At 70.5% G+C, this 16,188-nt stretch carries 15 protein-coding genes and 2 pseudogenes; 12 read left to right on the top strand and 5 right to left on the bottom strand.

Annotated elements, in window-relative coordinates:
* Nucleotides 1-87: 87 nt before the first annotated feature.
* Complete coding sequence (locus tag AB0N31_RS34980) at nt 88-552, bottom strand: DUF3093 domain-containing protein (RefSeq protein ID WP_366062560.1); 465 nt, start codon at nt 550-552, stop codon at nt 88-90.
* Between the two features lie 194 nt (nt 553-746).
* Between AB0N31_RS34980 and AB0N31_RS34975 the strand changes: the two genes are divergently transcribed.
* From AB0N31_RS34975 to AB0N31_RS34940, 8 genes and pseudogenes are all read left to right on the top strand, one after another.
* On the top strand, nt 747-1,331 hold the full coding sequence (locus AB0N31_RS34975; RefSeq protein WP_366062559.1) for a PaaI family thioesterase: 585 nt from the start codon (nt 747-749) through the stop codon (nt 1,329-1,331).
* Nucleotides 1,328-1,879, top strand: a complete 552-nt coding sequence (gene dut, locus AB0N31_RS34970; RefSeq protein WP_366062558.1) for a dUTP diphosphatase — start codon at nt 1,328-1,330, stop codon at nt 1,877-1,879. Before AB0N31_RS34975 ends, dut begins: the two co-directional genes overlap by 4 nt.
* Before the next feature lies 1 nt (nt 1,880).
* Nucleotides 1,881-2,645 carry a DUF3710 domain-containing protein gene (locus AB0N31_RS34965; protein WP_366062557.1) on the top strand — a complete coding sequence of 255 codons (765 nt, stop codon included), beginning with the start codon at nt 1,881-1,883 and terminating at the stop codon, nt 2,643-2,645.
* Between the two features lie 190 nt (nt 2,646-2,835).
* Nucleotides 2,836-3,993 carry an alginate lyase family protein gene (locus AB0N31_RS34960; protein WP_366062556.1) on the top strand — a complete coding sequence of 386 codons (1,158 nt, stop codon included), beginning with the start codon at nt 2,836-2,838 and terminating at the stop codon, nt 3,991-3,993.
* A 134-nt stretch (nt 3,994-4,127) separates the two neighbouring features.
* Nucleotides 4,128-4,409, top strand: a pseudogene (locus AB0N31_RS34955) (hypothetical protein); the annotation flags it as partial.
* Nucleotides 4,410-4,436: 27 nt separating this feature from the next.
* Nucleotides 4,437-4,934 (top strand): annotated as a pseudogene (locus AB0N31_RS34950) (winged helix-turn-helix domain-containing protein); the annotation flags it as partial.
* Between the two features lie 94 nt (nt 4,935-5,028).
* Nucleotides 5,029-5,427: an OB-fold nucleic acid binding domain-containing protein gene (locus AB0N31_RS34945; RefSeq protein WP_366062554.1), complete on the top strand. Its 399-nt coding sequence runs from the start codon at nt 5,029-5,031 to the stop codon at nt 5,425-5,427.
* 3 nt (nt 5,428-5,430) lie between these two features.
* Nucleotides 5,431-6,186 carry a DUF3159 domain-containing protein gene (locus AB0N31_RS34940; protein ID WP_366062553.1) on the top strand — a complete coding sequence of 252 codons (756 nt, stop codon included), beginning with the start codon at nt 5,431-5,433 and terminating at the stop codon, nt 6,184-6,186.
* Nucleotides 6,187-6,388: 202 nt separating this feature from the next.
* Here the strand turns inward: AB0N31_RS34940 and AB0N31_RS34935 are convergent, their stop codons facing one another.
* Together AB0N31_RS34935 and AB0N31_RS34930 are read right to left on the bottom strand one after the other, a co-directional pair.
* Nucleotides 6,389-7,066, bottom strand: a complete 678-nt coding sequence (locus tag AB0N31_RS34935) for a TrkA family potassium uptake protein (RefSeq protein ID WP_366062552.1) — start codon at nt 7,064-7,066, stop codon at nt 6,389-6,391.
* Nucleotides 7,066-7,734 (bottom strand): TrkA family potassium uptake protein, encoded by a 669-nt coding sequence (locus AB0N31_RS34930; protein WP_366062551.1) that lies wholly within the window; start codon nt 7,732-7,734, stop codon nt 7,066-7,068. The genes AB0N31_RS34935 and AB0N31_RS34930 overlap by 1 nt, the downstream gene beginning before the upstream one ends.
* Before the next feature lie 416 nt (nt 7,735-8,150).
* On the opposite strand from AB0N31_RS34930, the gene AB0N31_RS34925 reads away from it, so the two are divergent.
* Nucleotides 8,151-10,253 (top strand): APC family permease, encoded by a 2,103-nt coding sequence (locus AB0N31_RS34925; RefSeq protein WP_366062550.1) that lies wholly within the window; start codon nt 8,151-8,153, stop codon nt 10,251-10,253.
* 92 nt (nt 10,254-10,345) lie between these two features.
* Nucleotides 10,346-11,698, top strand: coding sequence for a class I SAM-dependent RNA methyltransferase (locus AB0N31_RS34920; protein ID WP_366062549.1), 1,353 nt, complete (start codon nt 10,346-10,348; stop codon nt 11,696-11,698).
* 476 nt (nt 11,699-12,174) lie between these two features.
* On the opposite strand, the gene AB0N31_RS34915 is transcribed toward AB0N31_RS34920, so the two are convergent.
* Together AB0N31_RS34915 and AB0N31_RS34910 are read right to left on the bottom strand one after the other, a co-directional pair.
* Nucleotides 12,175-13,074 (bottom strand): MBL fold metallo-hydrolase, encoded by a 900-nt coding sequence (locus tag AB0N31_RS34915; protein ID WP_366062548.1) that lies wholly within the window; start codon nt 13,072-13,074, stop codon nt 12,175-12,177.
* Between the two features lie 22 nt (nt 13,075-13,096).
* On the bottom strand, nt 13,097-14,368 hold the full coding sequence (locus AB0N31_RS34910; protein WP_366062547.1) for an MFS transporter: 1,272 nt from the start codon (nt 14,366-14,368) through the stop codon (nt 13,097-13,099).
* Nucleotides 14,369-14,494: 126 nt separating this feature from the next.
* Between AB0N31_RS34910 and AB0N31_RS34905 the strand changes: the two genes are divergently transcribed.
* Nucleotides 14,495-14,704, top strand: coding sequence for a hypothetical protein (locus AB0N31_RS34905; RefSeq protein ID WP_366062546.1), 210 nt, complete (start codon nt 14,495-14,497; stop codon nt 14,702-14,704).
* A complete protein-coding gene (locus AB0N31_RS34900) occupies nt 14,691-16,082 on the top strand; it encodes an amidase (RefSeq protein ID WP_366062545.1) in 1,392 nt (463 codons plus the stop codon). The genes AB0N31_RS34905 and AB0N31_RS34900 overlap by 14 nt, the downstream gene beginning before the upstream one ends.
* Nucleotides 16,083-16,188 lie beyond the last annotated feature (106 nt).

Below are 16,188 nucleotides of genomic sequence, written 5' to 3'. Positions count from 1 at the left end.
CGGGGCGACCCTCCGCCTTGCGATCGCACGCACCAGACGCCGCCGGGCCTGCCCTTCGGGCAGACGACGCTACTTTCGAAACACGCCCTAGGCCGCCGGTTGCCGTGCCGCTCGCAGCGCCTCGGCCAGCCGCTGCGGGTCACGGGTCGACAGGTACAGGTAGGGCGTCGGGTCGGCCGGGTCGGTGACCTCCACACGCAGGGCCGTGGGGATGTAGGCGCGCAGCAGCAGGAACGCCCGGGTGTCGGCCTTGTACGTGCGCCAGGCCCGCGCCTCCTCCGCGTCCAGCACCTCCGCCTCGCCCAACGCCGCGACCGGGATCTTCGCCTCGCCCGCGATCAGGGAGTCACCCACCACGCGGATGCGGAGCGAGCCGTACGAACTGGCCGCGACGGCGGCGACCGCGGTGCCGCCGACCAGGCCGCCGAGCAGCGGCAGGGTGCCGAACGGCAGCAGGATCAGGGCGAGGGCGACGCCCACGAGGAACGAGATGGCCCACCAGGAGCGGGGGGCGGTGAGGCGTTCGTCGTACGGGGTGGCGGAGAGCTGCATGAAACAAGCTTGGCACGGTGTCCGGACCGCGTCCGGCCCAGGGTGGCGGCGGGTGACGGGAGGGGCGAGGGGGTCGGTGAGTGGTGCTGCCGGTAGGGGTGGTGGTGGGTGACGGGAGGGATGAGGGGGTCGGCGCGTAGCGCTGTCGGTAGGGGTGGTGGTGGGTGACGGGAGGGCGGGTAAGGTCTGCGGCTGTGAGTGGTACTTCCGCAGCTCTTGAGCCTCCGGCCGGCGCCGTTGAACCGGTCCGGCACCCCGACGCGCCCGCGCCCGGCGAGCTTCTCGGCGCACATTACGAACAGTGTTTCGGATGTGGCGGCGGGCAGTCGCACGGGCTGCACCTGGAGGCGCGGGCCGGTGAGGGAGTGACCGTCACCGCGGAGTTCACCGTGCAGCCCGCTCATCAGGGTGCGCCGGGTCTGGCGCACGGCGGGGTGCTGGCCACCGCGCTCGACGAGACGCTCGGTTCACTGAACTGGCTGCTGCGGACGATCGCCGTGACCGGGCGGCTGGAGACCGACTTCGTACGGCCCGTCCCCGTCGGTACGACGTTGTACCTGGAGGCCGAGGTGACGGCCGTGGCCGGACGGAAGATCTACTCCACGGCCACCGGCCGCATCGGCGGCCCCGGGGGGCCCGTCGCCGTGCGTGCCGACGCGCTCTTCGTCGAGGTCCGGGTCGAGCACTTCGTCCAGCACGGCCGCCGGGAGGAGATCGACGCCGCCATGAGCGACCCGGACCAGGTCCGGCGCGGCCGCGCCTTCGAGGTGAACCCGTGAGCCGTGAACCCGTGCCCGTGCTGATCCGGCGCGTCGATCCCGACGTACCGCTTCCGGCGTACGAGCATCCCGGTGACGCGGGGGCCGATCTGCGGACCACCGAGAGCCGTGAACTGGCGCCGGGGGAGCGGGCCGTACTGCCCACGGGGGTGTCCATCGCGCTGCCCGAGGGGTACGCGGCCTTCGTGCACCCCCGGTCGGGGCTCGCCGCCCGATGCGGCGTCGCGCTCGTGAATGCCCCGGGGACGGTTGATGCCGGGTACCGTGGGGAGATCAAGGTGATCGTGGTGAATCTCGACCCGCGCGAGTCCGTGCGGTTCGAGCGCTTCGACCGGATTGCCCAACTGGTTGTCCAGCAGGTCGAGAGGGTCCGCTTCCAGGAGGTCGCGGAACTTCCCGACTCGGCGCGGGCCGAGGGGGGCTTCGGGTCCACCGGTGGCCACGCCGCCGTGGACGGCGGAAGCGGCACAGACGGTCAAGCCGCCGTGGGCGGCGCGACGGGTGGGAATCGATACGCTTCGGTCGTATCCGACCGGGAAGGACAGTGACGTGTTCGGACGTCGCAAGAAGAAGGGTGCCGCCGAGGACGCGGCCGGCGAGGCCGAGCAGGTCGTCGACAGTGTCGACACTGAGGCGGACGAGGCGGAGGGCGGACGCGAGCGCGTGAGGCTGGAGCCGGAGCCGAGGCCCGACGGTCCCTGGGACAGCTCGGAGGTGCGTGACCCCGCCGAGGGCCGCGTGGACCTGGGCGGCCTCTTCGTGCCCGGAGTCGACGGCATGGAGCTGCGGGTGGAGGTCGCGGGCGACGCGATCGTCGCGGCGACCGTCGTCCTGCGCGACAGCGCCATCCAGCTCCAGGCCTTCGCCGCCCCCAAGCGCGAGGGCATCTGGGGCGAGGTGCGCGAGGAGATCGCCTCCGGCATCACCCAGCAGGGCGGCATCATCGACGAGGTCGAGGGCCCGCTGGGCTGGGAGCTGCGGGCGCAGGTGCCGGTGCAGCTGCCGGACGGCACGAGCGGTTTCCACGTCGTGCGGTTCGTCGGCGTGGACGGTCCCCGCTGGTTCCTGCGCGGCGTGATCTCCGGTCAGGGCGCGGTGCAGCCGCAGGCCGCCGGCCTGCTGGAGCAGATCTTCCGGGACACGGTCGTGGTCCGCGGTGAAGGCCCGATGGCACCCCGCGACCCGATCGTCCTGAAGCTGCCCAACGACGCCCAGATGGTTCCGGAGAGCGTCCAGCAGGAGGACGCGGGGTCCCGCTTCTCCGGGGGCATGGGTCAGTTGCAGCGGGGACCGGAGATCACCGAGGTCCGCTAGCAGCCGTACCGCCTCACCAGTCGTACGGAACAGGGCCGCACCCTTGACGGGGTGCGGCCCTGTTCCGCGTGCGCGCACCCTTGACGGCTCATTGGTCCGTACCTACGGTCTCCGCTCAACGTCTGGTTCATAAGGGCACTCTGTGTTCACATATGGGAACGGAGTCGTTGTGCGTGGATCCGCATTCCTCGTGACTGTCATCGCCCTCCTCCTGGGCACCCTCGCCGCACCCGCCGTCACCCGCGCCGAGGCGGCCCCCGCCGCCTTCGCCCACCCCGGCGTCACCGTCTCCCGGGCCCAGCTCGACTTCGCCCGCCGGCAGGTCGACGCCGGTGCGCAGCCGTGGAAGGGCGCCTACGACAAGATGCTCGCGAGCAGGTACGCCGACCTGGACCGGATCCCCAAGCCGCGCGCGATCGTCGAGTGCGGCTCGTACTCCCACCCCGACAACGGCTGTACGGACGAGCGCGAGGACGCGATCGCCGCCTACACCCAGGCCCTCGCCTGGTACGTCACGCGGGACGAGCGCCACGCGAGGAAGGCGATCGAGCTGATGGACGCCTGGTCCGCGGTGATCAGGGACCACACCGACAGCAACGCGCCCCTCCAGACCGGCTGGGCGGGCTCGTCCTGGCCCAAGGCGGCCGAGATCATCAAGTACACGTACTCCGGAACCTGGGCCGACTCCGGGCGCTTCGCCGCCATGCTGCGCGACGTCTACCTCCCCGAGGTCATCAACGGCTCCCACTCCAACGGCAACTGGGAGCTGTCGATGATGGAGGCCGCCGTCGGCATCTCCGTCTTCCTGGAGGACAAGGCGTCCTACGACAAGGCCATGGCGAGGTTCCGCACCCGCACCGCCGCCTACGTCTACCTCGCCTCCGACGGCGTCCTGCCGAAGACCGTACCGGGCCAGAACCTCGACAGCCGGGAGAAGATCATCGCCTACTGGCAGGGCCAGACCACCTTCGTCGACGGCCTCAGCCAGGAGACCTGCCGCGACTTCACCCACACCGGGTACGGCATCTCGGCGATCTCGCACATCGCCGAGACCAGCCGCATCCAGGGCCAGGACCTGTACGGCACCGACGTCGGCGAACGGCTGCGGCACGCCCTCGGCCTCCACGCCAAGTACCAGCTCGGCGCGGCCGCACCGAGCTGGCTGTGCGGCGGCTCCCTGAAGCCGGGTCTCGGCCCGGTCACCGAGGTCGGCTACAACGCGCTGCACAACCGGCTCGGCATCGCGATGACGAACACCTGGACGCTGACCTCGCAGAACCGCCCGGCGGGCAGCAACAACCTCTTCGTGGCCTGGGAGACGCTCACGCACGGGGACAGCACGGTGTGAGGGCGGGCGCCGCACGGTGCGGCGGACGGCCTCCGCACGGCGTACGGAACCGGGGCCGCCGGGCGTGAACCGATCGGGGGGTCTCATCCGATGTAGCGGTGAGGGGGACGGCGAGGGAGCGAGGGGGAGGGCGTATGGCCGGGTCGACCTGCGGAGAGTCCACCGCGTCGGGGTTGCGTCAAAGCGGTCCCGTGCCTTCCTCCTCGCCCCCTCTGTCCGTTTCGTTGGTCGTAGGGTCGGCGCTGCGCACACAGGAGCCACCGGAAGACCATGCGGCCATGGCACGCGGGAAGCTCCGGATCCACCTCGGCGCGGCACCGGGAGTGGGCAAGACCTACGCGATGCTGTCCGAGGCCCACCGTCGCGTGCGGCGGGGCACGGACTGCGTGGTGGCTTTCGTCGAGCACCACGACCGGCCGCGCAGCTCACCGTGCGTGCGGCACGAGGTGATCAGGGGTCTGTGCGGCTGGACCCGGGTGCCGATCCTGGTGCTGTCCGCCCGGCACTCCTCGGACGAGAAGGTCGAGGCGCTCGGCGCGGGCGCCGACGACTACGTCACCAAGCCCTTCGGCATGGACGAGCTGCTGGCTCGGCTGCGGGCCGCCGTCCGTCGTGCCGAACCCGCGGGCGGGGCGGAGTCGGAGGTCCTGGTCGAGACCGACGGGCTCACCGTCGACCTGGGCGCCAAGAAGGTCGACCGGAACGGCAGGGACGTAAGGCTCACGCCCACCGAGTGGCATCTGCTGGAGGTGCTGGTGCCCGACACCGGCCGCATGGTCGGCCAGAAGCAACTGCTCCAGGAGGTGTGGGGCCCGTCGTACGGGACGGAGACGAACTACCTGCGGGTCTACATGGCGCAGCTGCGCAGGAAGCCGGAGGCGGATCCATCGCATCCCCGGCACTTCATCACGGAGCCGGGGATGGGGTGCCGATTCGAGAAGTGGGCCACAGCAGGTCCGGGCGGGGTGCGAAAGGGGAAGGCGGGTGTCGGAACGCGGGTACGGGCCCGGGGGTGCCTCCCGGTACCCTTCAGATATGAGTGCTGTTCCTCGTTCCGAGAAGCCGGTGGGCCGGTTCCGGCGCATGCTCGATCGGCTCGCCTCCTCGCAGGAGGACCTGGAGTCCGAGGAGCTGCGGGAGGATGCCGAGACCGCCGGCTGCACGCGGATCGGAGACTGCCAGGACCGCCAGATAGTCACGGTTACTGGTACCTTGCGCACGGTCACCTTGCGACCGCGGGCCGGAGTCCCGGCCCTGGAGGCCGAGCTGTTCGACGGCTCCGCCGCGCTGGACGTGGTGTGGCTGGGCAGACGCTCCATCGTGGGTATAGAGCCGGGGCGCAGGCTCATAGCATCGGGCCGGATCTCGATGAGCCGGGGCCGCCGGGTGCTGTTCAACCCCAAGTACGAACTGAGACCCCTTGGTAGGGAGTAGCCGGTGACGTCGCTCGACAAGCCGACCGAAGACACTCAGCAGGACGACGCCCGGGCGGTGACGGAGGCCGCGCTGTTCGAGGCGTTCGGCGGGGTGCGGGGCATGGTCGAGACGGTGGTGCCCGGCCTGCTGTTCGTCACGATCTACACGATCAACAAAGATCTGCACATGTCGGCGATCGCCGCGCTGGCGGTGTCGTTGGTCCTGGTCGTGGTCCGCCTGGCCATGAAGGACACCGTGAAGCACGCCTTCAGCGGTGTCTTCGGCGTCGCCTTCGGTGTCGTGTTCGCGATGATGACGGGCAACGCGAAGGACTTCTACCTGCCCGGCATGCTCTACACGCTGGGGCTGTCGCTGGCGTACATCGTCTCGACCCTGTGCGGGATGCCGCTGCTCGGGCTGATCCTCGGGCCGGTGTTCAAGGAGAACCTCTCCTGGCGTACCCGCAACCCCGGCCGCAAGAAGGCGTATGCGAAGGCCAGTTACGCCTGGGGCCTGATCCTTCTCGCCAAGTGCGCGATTCTCTTCCCGCTGTACTGGTGGGCCGACACCACGCAGCTGGGCTGGGTGCTGATCGCGCTGAAGATCCCGCCGTTCCTGCTGGCCGTCTGGCTGACGTGGGTCTTCCTGGCGAAGGCGCCCGCGCCGATCGATGTCTTCGCCGAGATGGAGGCGGAGGAGAAGGCGGCGGAGGCGAGGGCGGCCGGGGCCTCGCACGAGTCGGCGGAGACCGGTCCGCGGCACCGGCGGGACGGGTAGTTCCGACGGGGGTGTCTCGCCCCCGCCGCCGCCCTTTCCCTTCCCCTCCCCGGGGGCTGCCGCCCCCGGACTTCCGCTTCCGTCCCCGTTTCCGAAGGCTGCTGCTCACCGGCCGTCGCTTGGGTGTGGAACGGTCGCGGTCTCCAACTCCTCCCCCGAGGACCCGGTAGGGCCGGCGTCCCCCCCGAGCGGGAGGGGAGGGTCAGCCGTTGATGTCCTCGCGGCGGACCGACAGCAGGTCCTCCAACTGTTCCTCTTGGGCCTGGGCTGCCACGAACAGGAGTTCGTCGCCTGCTTCCAGGGAGTCCTCGCGGGACGGGGTGAGGACGCGGGTGCCGCGGATGATCGTGACCAGGGAGGTGTCCTCGGGCCACTCCACGTCGCCGACCTGGGTGCCGGCCAGGGCCGACTCCTCGGGGAGGGTCAGTTCGACGAGGTTGGCGTCGCCGTGGCTGAAGCGGAGCAGGCGGACCAGGTCGCCGACGCTGACCGCCTCCTCCACCAGGGCGGACATCAGGCGCGGGGTGGAGACGGCGACGTCCACGCCCCAGGACTCGTTGAAGAGCCACTCGTTCTTCGGGTTGTTCACGCGGGCGACGACGCGCGGGACGCCGTACTCCGTCTTCGCGAGCAGGGCGACGACCAGGTTGACCTTGTCGTCGCCCGTCGCGGCGATCACGACGTTGCAGCGCTGGAGGGCCGCCTCGTCGAGGGAGGTGATCTCGCAGGCGTCGGCCAGCAGCCACTCCGCCTGCGGGACGCGCTCGACCGAGATGGCGGTCGGCGCCTTGTCGACCAACAGGACCTCGTGGCCGTTCTCCAGCAGCTCGCCCGCGATCGAGCGGCCGACTGCGCCGGCTCCGGCAATGGCGACCCTCATCAGTGACCGTCCTCCTTCGGGCCCTCGGCGAACGCGGCTTCGACCTTCTCCACGTCGTCGGTGCGCATCATCACGTGCACCAGATCGCCCTCCTGCAGAACCGTCTGCGAGGTGGGCAGGATCGCTTCGCCGAGGCGGGTGAGGAACGCCACGCGCACGCCCGTCTCCTCCTGAAGCTTGCTGATCTTGTGTCCGACCCAGGCGGTGGAGGCGTGCACCTCGGCCAGCTGGACGCCGCCGGTGGGGTCGCGCCACAGCGGCTCGGAACCCGAGGGAAGCAGCCGGCGCAGCATCTGGTCGGCCGTCCAGCGGACCGTGGCCACCGTCGGGATGCCCAGGCGCTGGTAGACCTCGGCGCGGCGGGGGTCGTAGATGCGGGCGGCGACGTTCTCGATGCCGAACATCTCTCGGGCCACGCGGGCCGCGATGATGTTGGAGTTGTCGCCGCTGGATACGGCGGCGAAGGCCCCGGCCTCCTCGATGCCCGCTTCGCGCAGGGTGTCCTGGTCGAAGCCGACCCCGGTGACCCGGCGGCCGCCGAACGAGGAGCCAAGACGTCGGAAGGCGGTGGGGTCATGGTCGATCACGGCGACCGTGTGCCCCTGCTGCTCCAGGGTCTGGGCGAGAGCGGAACCCACTCTGCCGCAGCCCATGATGACGATGTGCACGACCGTCCTTCCGAGGTCAAATGTTGCTGACTTGGCTGTAACAGGGTCTCAGACCGCCGACCAAGCTACACACGCGCGGTCCGCGGGGGGCACCCCCGTGCACGGTTCTCGGCGTCAGCGACGGCTGATGCTCCACAGGCTGAGCAGGGTGAGGATTCCGAGGCCGACGAGGGTGCCGACGGCGCCGATCAGCTCCGCGGTCGTGTGCATGGAACCTCCAGAGGGCGGCAGGGAAAGGGAATTGTCATATAGGCACGGGGATCGGCACGGCCGCGGAATCCGCAGCCGCGCCGTGGCCGATTTCACCCGTGAGGCAGACGGAGGGTGTCCGTGGAGCGGCCGGGGCGCGGTATCACCCGGCTGCCCCCGGGGGGAGGGTGGGCGGTCCCCAGTTCGAAGGCCTACGATGCTCAGTTGTGTCCAAACTGACCGACGTGCCCAAACGGATTCTGATCGGGCGCGCACTGCGCAGTGATCGGCTCGGAGAAACGCTCCTGCCGAAGCGCATCGCCCTGCCCGTCTTCGCTTCCGACCCGCTGTCCTCCGTGGCCTACGCGCCCGGGGAAGTCCTGCTGGTCCTGTCCATCGCGGGCTTGTCGGCCTACCACCTCAGCCCCTGGATCGCGCTCGCGGTCGTCGTGCTGATGTTCACGGTGGTCGCCTCCTACCGGCAGAACGTCCACGCCTACCCCAGCGGCGGCGGCGACTACGAGGTGGCCACCACCAACCTCGGCCCCAAGGCCGGACTGACCGTCGCGAGCGCCCTGCTCGTCGACTACGTCCTGACCGTCGCCGTGTCGATCGCCTCGGGCATCGAGAACCTCGGCTCCGCGATCCCGTTCGTCGTCGAGCACAAAGTCGTCTGCGCGGTCGTCGTCGTCGTCCTGCTGACGCTGATGAACCTGCGCGGCGTCAAGGAGTCGGGCAAGCTCTTCGCCATTCCGACGTACGTGTTCGTCGCGGGCGTCTTCATCATGATCGCGTGGGGCGCCTTCCGGGGACTGGTCCTGGACGACACCATGCGCGCGCCCACCGCCGACTACACGATCAAGCCCGAGCACGAGGGCCTGGCCGGCTTCGCCCTGTTCTTCCTCATGCTGCGGGCGTTCTCCTCCGGGTGTGCGGCGCTCACCGGTGTGGAGGCGATCTCCAACGGCGTGCCCGCCTTCCGCAAACCCAAGTCCAAGAACGCGGCGACCACCCTCGCCGCGATGGGCCTGCTGGCCGTCACGATGTTCTGCGGGATCATCGTGCTGGCCCTGGTCACCGACGTCCGCATGGCCGAGCACCCGGCCGTCGACCTGCTGAACAACGGTGTCGCGGTCGGTGCCGACTACGTCCAGAACCCGGTGATCACCCAGGTCGCCGAGGCCGTCTTCGGCAAGGGCAGCTTCCTCTTCGTCGTGCTCGCCGCGGCGACCGCGCTGGTGCTGTTCCTGGCGGCCAACACCGCCTACAACGGTTTCCCGGTGCTCGGCTCGATCCTCGCCCAGGACCGCTACCTGCCCCGCCAGCTGCACACCCGCGGCGACCGCCTGGCGTTCTCCAACGGCATCGTTCTCCTCGCGAGCGCGGCGACCTTCCTGATCGTCCTGTACGGCGCCGACTCCACGCGGCTGATCCAGCTGTACATCGTCGGCGTCTTCGTGTCCTTCACGCTCAGCCAGACCGGCATGGTCCGGCACTGGAACCGCCACCTGGCGACCGAGACCGACCCGGCCAAGCGCCGCCACATGGTCCGCTCCCGGGCGATCAACACCTTCGGCGCGTTCTTCACCGGCCTCGTCCTGGTGGTCGTCCTCATCACGAAGTTCACCCACGGCGCCTGGGTCGCCCTGCTCGGCATGGTGATCTTCTACGGCACGATGACCGTGATCCGCCGCCACTACGACGGCGTCTCCGAGGAACTCGCCGCACCCGAGGGCCCCAGCGACGACAGCGTCCGCCCCTCGCGCGTGCACTCGCTGCTGCTGATCTCCAAGATCCACCGTCCGACGCTGCGCGCCCTGGCCTACGCCAAGCTGATGCGTTCCGACACCCTGGAGGCGCTCACCGTCAACGTCGACCCGGCCGAGACGAAGGCGCTGCGCGCGGAGTGGGAACGGCGCGGCATCGACGTACCGCTGAAGGTCCTGGACTCGCCCTACCGCGAGGTCACGCGGCCGGTCATCGAGTACGTCAAGAGCCTGCGCCGGGAGTCGCCGCGGGACGCCGTGTCGGTGATCATCCCCGAGTACGTGGTCGGTCACTGGTACGAGCAGCTGCTGCACAACCAGAGCGCTCTCCGCCTCAAGGGCCGGCTGCTGTTCACGCCCGGCGTGATGGTGACCTCGGTGCCCTACCAGCTCCAGTCCTCCGAGGTGGCCAAGAAGCGGGCCCGCAGGCGGCAGGACTGGAACGCTCCCGGTTCCGTACGGCGCGGCCCGGTCCACGAGGGGCGCGCGAAGGAGCCGTCGGGCACGGGTTCCGCCGACTCCCCGGATACGCCGGGCGCGGGCCCCGCGGGCCCGCAGGCCTGACCTGCTCGTGGTGAGCGGCCGGACGACAGCCACGTAGACTGGTGGGCTGTTGTCCGGCCGTACCTCGTTCGACGTAGTGGAGTCATCCCGCCATGCAGGCAGAAACGAAGAAGTCGCAGGCGGACCCGCAGGCGAGGTCGCTGGTCGGCGAGGAGTACGAGGTCGAGGTCGGCCCCGTCGCGCACGGCGGGCACTGCATCGCCCGTACCGACGGGGGACAGGTGCTGTTCGTCCGGCACACGCTTCCCGGCGAGCGGGTCGTGGCCCGGGTGACCGACGGCGAGGAGGGGGCCCGGTTCCTGCGCGCGGACGCGGTGCGGGTGCTGGAGGCGTCCAAGGACCGCGTCGAGGCGCCCTGCCCGTACGCCGGACCCGGCCGCTGCGGCGGCTGCGACTGGCAGCACGCCAAGCCGGGCGCCCAGCGCCGCCTCAAGGGCGAGGTGATCGCCGAGCAGCTGAAGCGGCTCGCCGGCCTCACGCCCGAGGAGGCCGGCTGGGACGGCACGGTGATGCCGGCCGAGGGCGACAAGCTGCCCGCCGGCCAGGTGCCGCAATGGCGGACGCGCGTGCAGTACGCGGTCGACGCCGACGGCAACGCCGGACTGCGGCGCCACCGCTCCCACGAGGTCGAGCCGATCGAGCACTGCATGATCGCGGCGCCCGGCGTCAGCGAGCTGGGCATCGAGGACCGCGACTGGTCCGGGATGGCGTCCGTCGACGCCATCGCCGCGACCGGCTCCCAGGACCGCATGGTGATCCTCGAACCCCGGCCCGGCGCCCGCCTCCCCCTCGTCGAGCTCGACAGGCCCGTCTCCGTCATGCGCGTCGAGGAGCACGACGGCGGCATCCACCGCGTCCACGGTCGCGCGTTCGTGCGCGAGCGTGCCGACGGCCGGACCTACCGCGTCGGCAGCGGCGGCTTCTGGCAGGTCCACCCGCAGGCCGCCGACACCCTCGTCAAGGCGGTCATGCAGGGCCTGCTGCCGCGCAAGGGCGACATGGCGCTCGACCTGTACTGCGGCGTCGGCCTCTTCGCGGGCGCCCTCGCCGACCGCATCGGCGACAAGGGCGCGGTCCTCGGCATCGAGTCCGGCAAGCGTGCCGTCGAGGACGCCCGGCACAACCTCGCCGACTTCGACCGCGTGCGGATCGAGCAGGGCAAGGTGGAGAGCGTGCTCCCGCGGACGGGCATCAGCGAGGTCGACCTCATCGTCCTCGACCCGCCGCGGGCGGGCGCCGGACGCAGGACGGTCCAGCACCTCTCCTCCCTGGGCGCACGGAAGATCGCCTACGTGGCCTGCGACCCGGCCGCGCTGGCCCGCGACCTGGCGTACTTCCGGGACGGGGGGTACCGGGTGCGGACCCTGCGGGCGTTCGATCTGTTTCCGATGACGCATCACGTGGAGTGCGTGGCGATTCTGGAGCCTGCTGCAAAGGGGCTCTGACCTGCTGATTTCCTAATCTCGCAGGAACCGGGCCGGCCGCATCGACATGTTTCGGTGGGTGCACGATGTGGAGACTCACCGCAACCTCCTCGGCCGCCGCTGACCTGGTGTTCTACCCGTCATGCGAAGGCGGCCGATCCGGCTCGGACGGCCCGGCCTCGCGCCTGTGGCACGTGGTCTTGACGCTCGATCGACGCTCGTCCTGACGGCTGGTCAGTGAGGCTGCCGCCGGACGAGCCGGACGCGCTGGGGGTGGCCGTGGGGCAGGCACACGTACGCCGATCACCCGACCAGGACCGGACCGGCGCCATCTGGGAAACCCGCCCCTGATGCACAAGACGATCACGCCGACCACGCGGGTGTCGTTCCAGTCTGGCCCGCACAGCCCACAGGCCGAGGCTGATGAAGCGGCCGAGGGTGTCGGCCCGCGGCGCCGCCGAGCCTGTCAGGCCCCGGCGGCCCGGTCGGTTTGCGGGTCAGGTCGCCGGGACGGGCCGCAGCCGGTAGGCGCCCCCGTGCGCGACGACACGGCCAGCTGTGGGCGGGGTGAAGTGGGTGCCGAGGAGGAGGGTGTCCGTGCCGGCGATGGAAGCGAGCAATTCACCGCGGGTGGTCTCGGACTGCTGTGGGTCGATGTCCACGCAGGCGCCGATGGCGGGGTGGGCGAGTTGGACCGGGTGGTGAATGCAGTCACCGGTGATCAGCGCCGTTTCGCCCTGACTGCTCAGTTCGACCGCGACATGGCCGGGGGTGTGGCCGGGGGTGGGGACCAGGCGCAGGCCCGGAGTGATCTGCACGCCCTCGGCCGGGACATCGACCAGGTCGAGCAGACCGGCCTGCTCGACCGGGATCACCGAGTCGCGGAACATCTGGCGGCGCGCCTCCTCCATGTCGTACGCGGCCCAGAACTCCCTTTCGGCGCGTGCGGTGAGGTAGCGCGCCTCGGGGAACGTGGGGACCCACTCGCCGTCCGTCTTCCGGGTGTTCCAGCCGACGTGGTCGGCGTGCAGGTGGGTGAGGACCACCAGGTCGACGGAGTCGGGCGGGAAGCCGGCGGCGGTCAGGCGCTCGGGGAAGTCGGTGCGCAGGTTGTGCCAGGCCGGGTTGGCCCGTTCCTTGCCGTTGCCGATGCCGGTGTCGATGAGTACGCGTAGCCCGTCCACGGCGAACGCGAAACTGTGGCTGTCGATGTGGAGGATGCCGTCATCGCCGGCGAAGTGGGGGCGCAGCCAGTCCTGGCCGGCTACCACCTGAGGAGTGGCGTCGGGCAGCAGCCAGGGTCCGGTCGCGGGCGGCAGCAGTATTTCGTCGATGCGGTGGACGGTGATGTCGCCCACGGCCCAGGAGGGGATGGGGGTGTCCGAGGGAGTCTGCATGATCTGTCTTTTCCTCTGCTCTTCAGCGGAGTGGTCGGTTGCGCGGACTGCTGTAGGGCCTTGTTCGGGTGCGTGACACGGCGAGCGCTGTGAGGGCCGCTGCAGCGAGGAGTGCGGCGAGGATGGCGTAGGCGTGCGAGGTGGTCCTGAGCCCGTAGCACTGGGTGGCGGCCCCCGCGGCGATGGCGGGCAGGCTCATGGAGAGGTAGCTCAGAACGTAGTAGGCGGCCAGCGTCGCGGCGCGGTACTGCTCGTCGAGCGAGGCGAGGAGCGTGCGAAGTAGCCCTTGGGAGACGGCGCCGAAGGCTACTCCGGCCAGGGCCGCGCCGCCGTAGACGGCCGGCAGTCCGACGCCGTGCAGACCGCTCAGGGTCAGGACCGCGGCGGGCAGGACGGAGATGCATCCGCCGATCGCGGTGGTGAGGGGATCGGTGCGGCGCAGAACCCACATGGTGAGTGCGGCTGTGGCGCTGAGGGTGAAGAAGACCATGCCGAGGGCCGCCTGCGGGGCGTCGGGGGCCACCAGGCGCACGAGGGCCGGCCCGAGGGAGGAGTAGAAGCCGCCCAGCGCCCATATTGCGACGATTGCGGTGCCAGTGGTCAGCAGGGTGCAGCGCACCGCGGGCGGTACACCGAGCTGCGGGCGCAGCGATCGGAACGCGCCTGCCCGGCGGTTGACTGTCTCCGTGGTGAAGGTGACGGCGATTGCCTGGGCGGCGAACAGTGCTGCCATCAGTGCGTAGACGGTGACCGTGGGGGCCGGGGCGAAGCGGACGAGGAGGGTGGAGACGAGAACGCCCGCGGCCATGCCGGTGACCGGGGCGATGGTGTTGGTCAGGGCGGACCGACCGGGATGCCGCGGGTTTTCCAGGTCGAGGAGAGCCGCGCCTGCGGTGCTGGTGGCCACGCCGGTGGCCACTCCTTGCAGGAGGCGGGCCGCTGTCAGGGAGCCTGCGCCGTCCGCTGAGGCGAGGAGAACCATGGCGACGGCCTGCGCGCCCAGGGCGCCTGCCAGGACGGGACGGCGTCCCAGGTGGTCGGAGAGCGCTCCGGTGGTGAGAAGGGCCGACAGCAGAGTCAGGGAGTATGCGCTGAAGACCACCGTGACGGCGAGCGCCGAAAGGCCCCACTGGTCCTGATAAAGGGGGTACAGCGGTGTCGGGGCACTGGATGCCGCCAGGAGGGCCACGAGTATGGACGCGTCCAGACCGAAAGAGGCGGCACGGTTCTTCCCGTGGGCGCGGCTGCCCCCGACAGGGCGGTGCGCGAGAGAGTCGGACACGGCGTCGGACATGAAACTCCTTCTTTAAAGCAACGCGTTTGCCTTAAGTTACGGTAGGCCTTACAGTCGAGCTAAAGCAAATCAATAGCTTTTGGCGTGGGGTGCCTCGTTGCTCCAGGCCCGACCAGGGGAGAATCCATGTCCTCCGCCGAGCTCACACCGCCCGAGGTCGCCCGCTGGGCCGCCCGTGCCGGGCTTCCGCTGCCCGATGACCGCCACTCCGTGGTCGCGGCCACCGCCGGCCACATCCACTCCGTCGTCGCGGTCCTGCGCGAGCTGAACTTCGGTGAGACCCCGCCCGCCAGTGCCTTCCGTGCGGAGAAGGGGAAGCACGATGCAGCCGTATGAGTTGTCCCTCGCAGCCGCCGCGCAGGAGATCCGGGAGCGACGGCTGTCCCCTGTCGAGCTGGTCGACTCGGTCCTCAACCGCATCGAGCAGGTGGAGCCGCACGTTCGGGCCTACGTCGCGGTTTCCGCCGACCAGGCTCGCTGGACCGCCCGTGAGGCCGAGCGCGAAGCCGCACGGGGCTCCTACCGAGGCCCTCTGCACGGGATCCCGGTAGGACTCAAGGACTTGATCGATGTCGTCGGCGTGTCCACCACGGCAAGCTCCAGGGCCCGGGCCGGTCACCGCGCAGCCTCCGACAGCACGGTCGCCGCGAGTCTGCGGGCGGCCGGCGCGATTCTGATCGGCAAAACGCACACCCACGAGTTCGCCTACGGGCTGACCACCCCGCAGACCAACAACGCCTGGGATCGCGGGAGGGTCGCCGGTGGCTCCAGCGGCGGCTCCGCCGTCGCCGTGGCCTCCGGTGCGGCGACATTCGCCCTCGGCACCGACACCGGCGGATCAATCCGGGTGCCCGCCACCCTGAACGGGGTGGTCGGACTCAAGCCGACGTATGGACTCGTACCCCGTCACGGCGTCACGTCGCTGTCCTGGTCGCTCGACCACGTCGGCCCGATCACCCGCACCGTCGACGACACGGCCCTGGTCCTGACCGCCATCGCCGGGCACGACCCCCGCGACCCCGCCTCGGTGGCCGTCCCCGGCGTCGACTACCGGCCGGACCCCGACCCGGACCTGACGGGAGTGCGCGTCGGCGTGCCGCGCAACTACTACTTCGAACACGTCGACGCGGAAGTCGCGGCCGCCGTCCGCCGCGCCGTCGCGCAGTTGGAGGCGCTCGGCGCCCGGCTCATCGAGATCGACATACCGATGACCCGCTACATCCAGGCCACCCAGTGGGGCCTGATGGTGCCGGAAGCCACTGCGTACCACGAAAGCACCCTGCGTACCGTCCCCGAGCTGTACCAAGCGGATGTCCGGATCCTCCTGGAGGCCGGCGAGCTGATGGGCGCGGGCGACCACCTGCGGGCGCAGCGCGCCCGGACGCTGATGCGCGACGAATGGGCCCGCATCCTGAAGGAAGTCGACGTGATCGCCGCCCCTGCGGTCCCGATGGCCGCGGTCCCGTCAGGCCAGGAGACCGTCACCTGGCCCGACGGCACGGTCGAGAGCGTCTCCGACGCCTATGTGCGCCTCTCCTCCCCGGCCAACATCACAGGAGTGCCCGCGCTCTCCGTCCCGGTCGGCCAAGACACGGCAGGCATGCCCATCGGCATGCAGTTGCTCGGGCGGCCCTTCGCCGAGCGGACGCTGCTGCTGGTGGGCCACGCATACGAGCGGACGCAGTCCGCCCGATCGCTCGCACCCCTCACCTGAGAGCGGTGTGTGGGCCGGGCCGGAAAGCGCCTTCCCGCGCACCCCCCTCGGTACCGCCCGCACGGCCTCTCCCGTCCCACCTCGTTCGATTGGCCTGCCCATGACC

Origin of the sequence: Streptomyces sp. NPDC051051, from assembly GCF_040682975.1 — a bacterium.
Classification (GTDB): domain Bacteria; phylum Actinomycetota; class Actinomycetes; order Streptomycetales; family Streptomycetaceae; genus Streptomyces.
This window is presented reverse-complemented; position numbering and strand designations above follow the sequence as displayed.

What these genes read in the sequence shown, in the direction of transcription:
- AB0N31_RS34910 (WP_366062547.1), bottom strand. Translation starts at nt 14,368, where the DNA reads ATGTCCGACGCCGTGTCCGACTCTCTCGCGCACCGCCCTGTCGGGGGC.
- AB0N31_RS34945 (WP_366062554.1), top strand. Translation starts at nt 5,029, where the DNA reads ATGAGTGCTGTTCCTCGTTCCGAGAAGCCGGTGGGCCGGTTCCGGCGC.
- AB0N31_RS34980 (WP_366062560.1), bottom strand. Translation starts at nt 552, where the DNA reads ATGCAGCTCTCCGCCACCCCGTACGACGAACGCCTCACCGCCCCCCGC.
- AB0N31_RS34920 (WP_366062549.1), top strand. Translation starts at nt 10,346, where the DNA reads ATGCAGGCAGAAACGAAGAAGTCGCAGGCGGACCCGCAGGCGAGGTCG.
- AB0N31_RS34900 (WP_366062545.1), top strand. Translation starts at nt 14,691, where the DNA reads ATGCAGCCGTATGAGTTGTCCCTCGCAGCCGCCGCGCAGGAGATCCGG.
- AB0N31_RS34935 (WP_366062552.1), bottom strand. Translation starts at nt 7,066, where the DNA reads ATGAGGGTCGCCATTGCCGGAGCCGGCGCAGTCGGCCGCTCGATCGCG.
- AB0N31_RS34905 (WP_366062546.1), top strand. Translation starts at nt 14,495, where the DNA reads ATGTCCTCCGCCGAGCTCACACCGCCCGAGGTCGCCCGCTGGGCCGCC.
- AB0N31_RS34915 (WP_366062548.1), bottom strand. Translation starts at nt 13,074, where the DNA reads ATGCAGACTCCCTCGGACACCCCCATCCCCTCCTGGGCCGTGGGCGAC.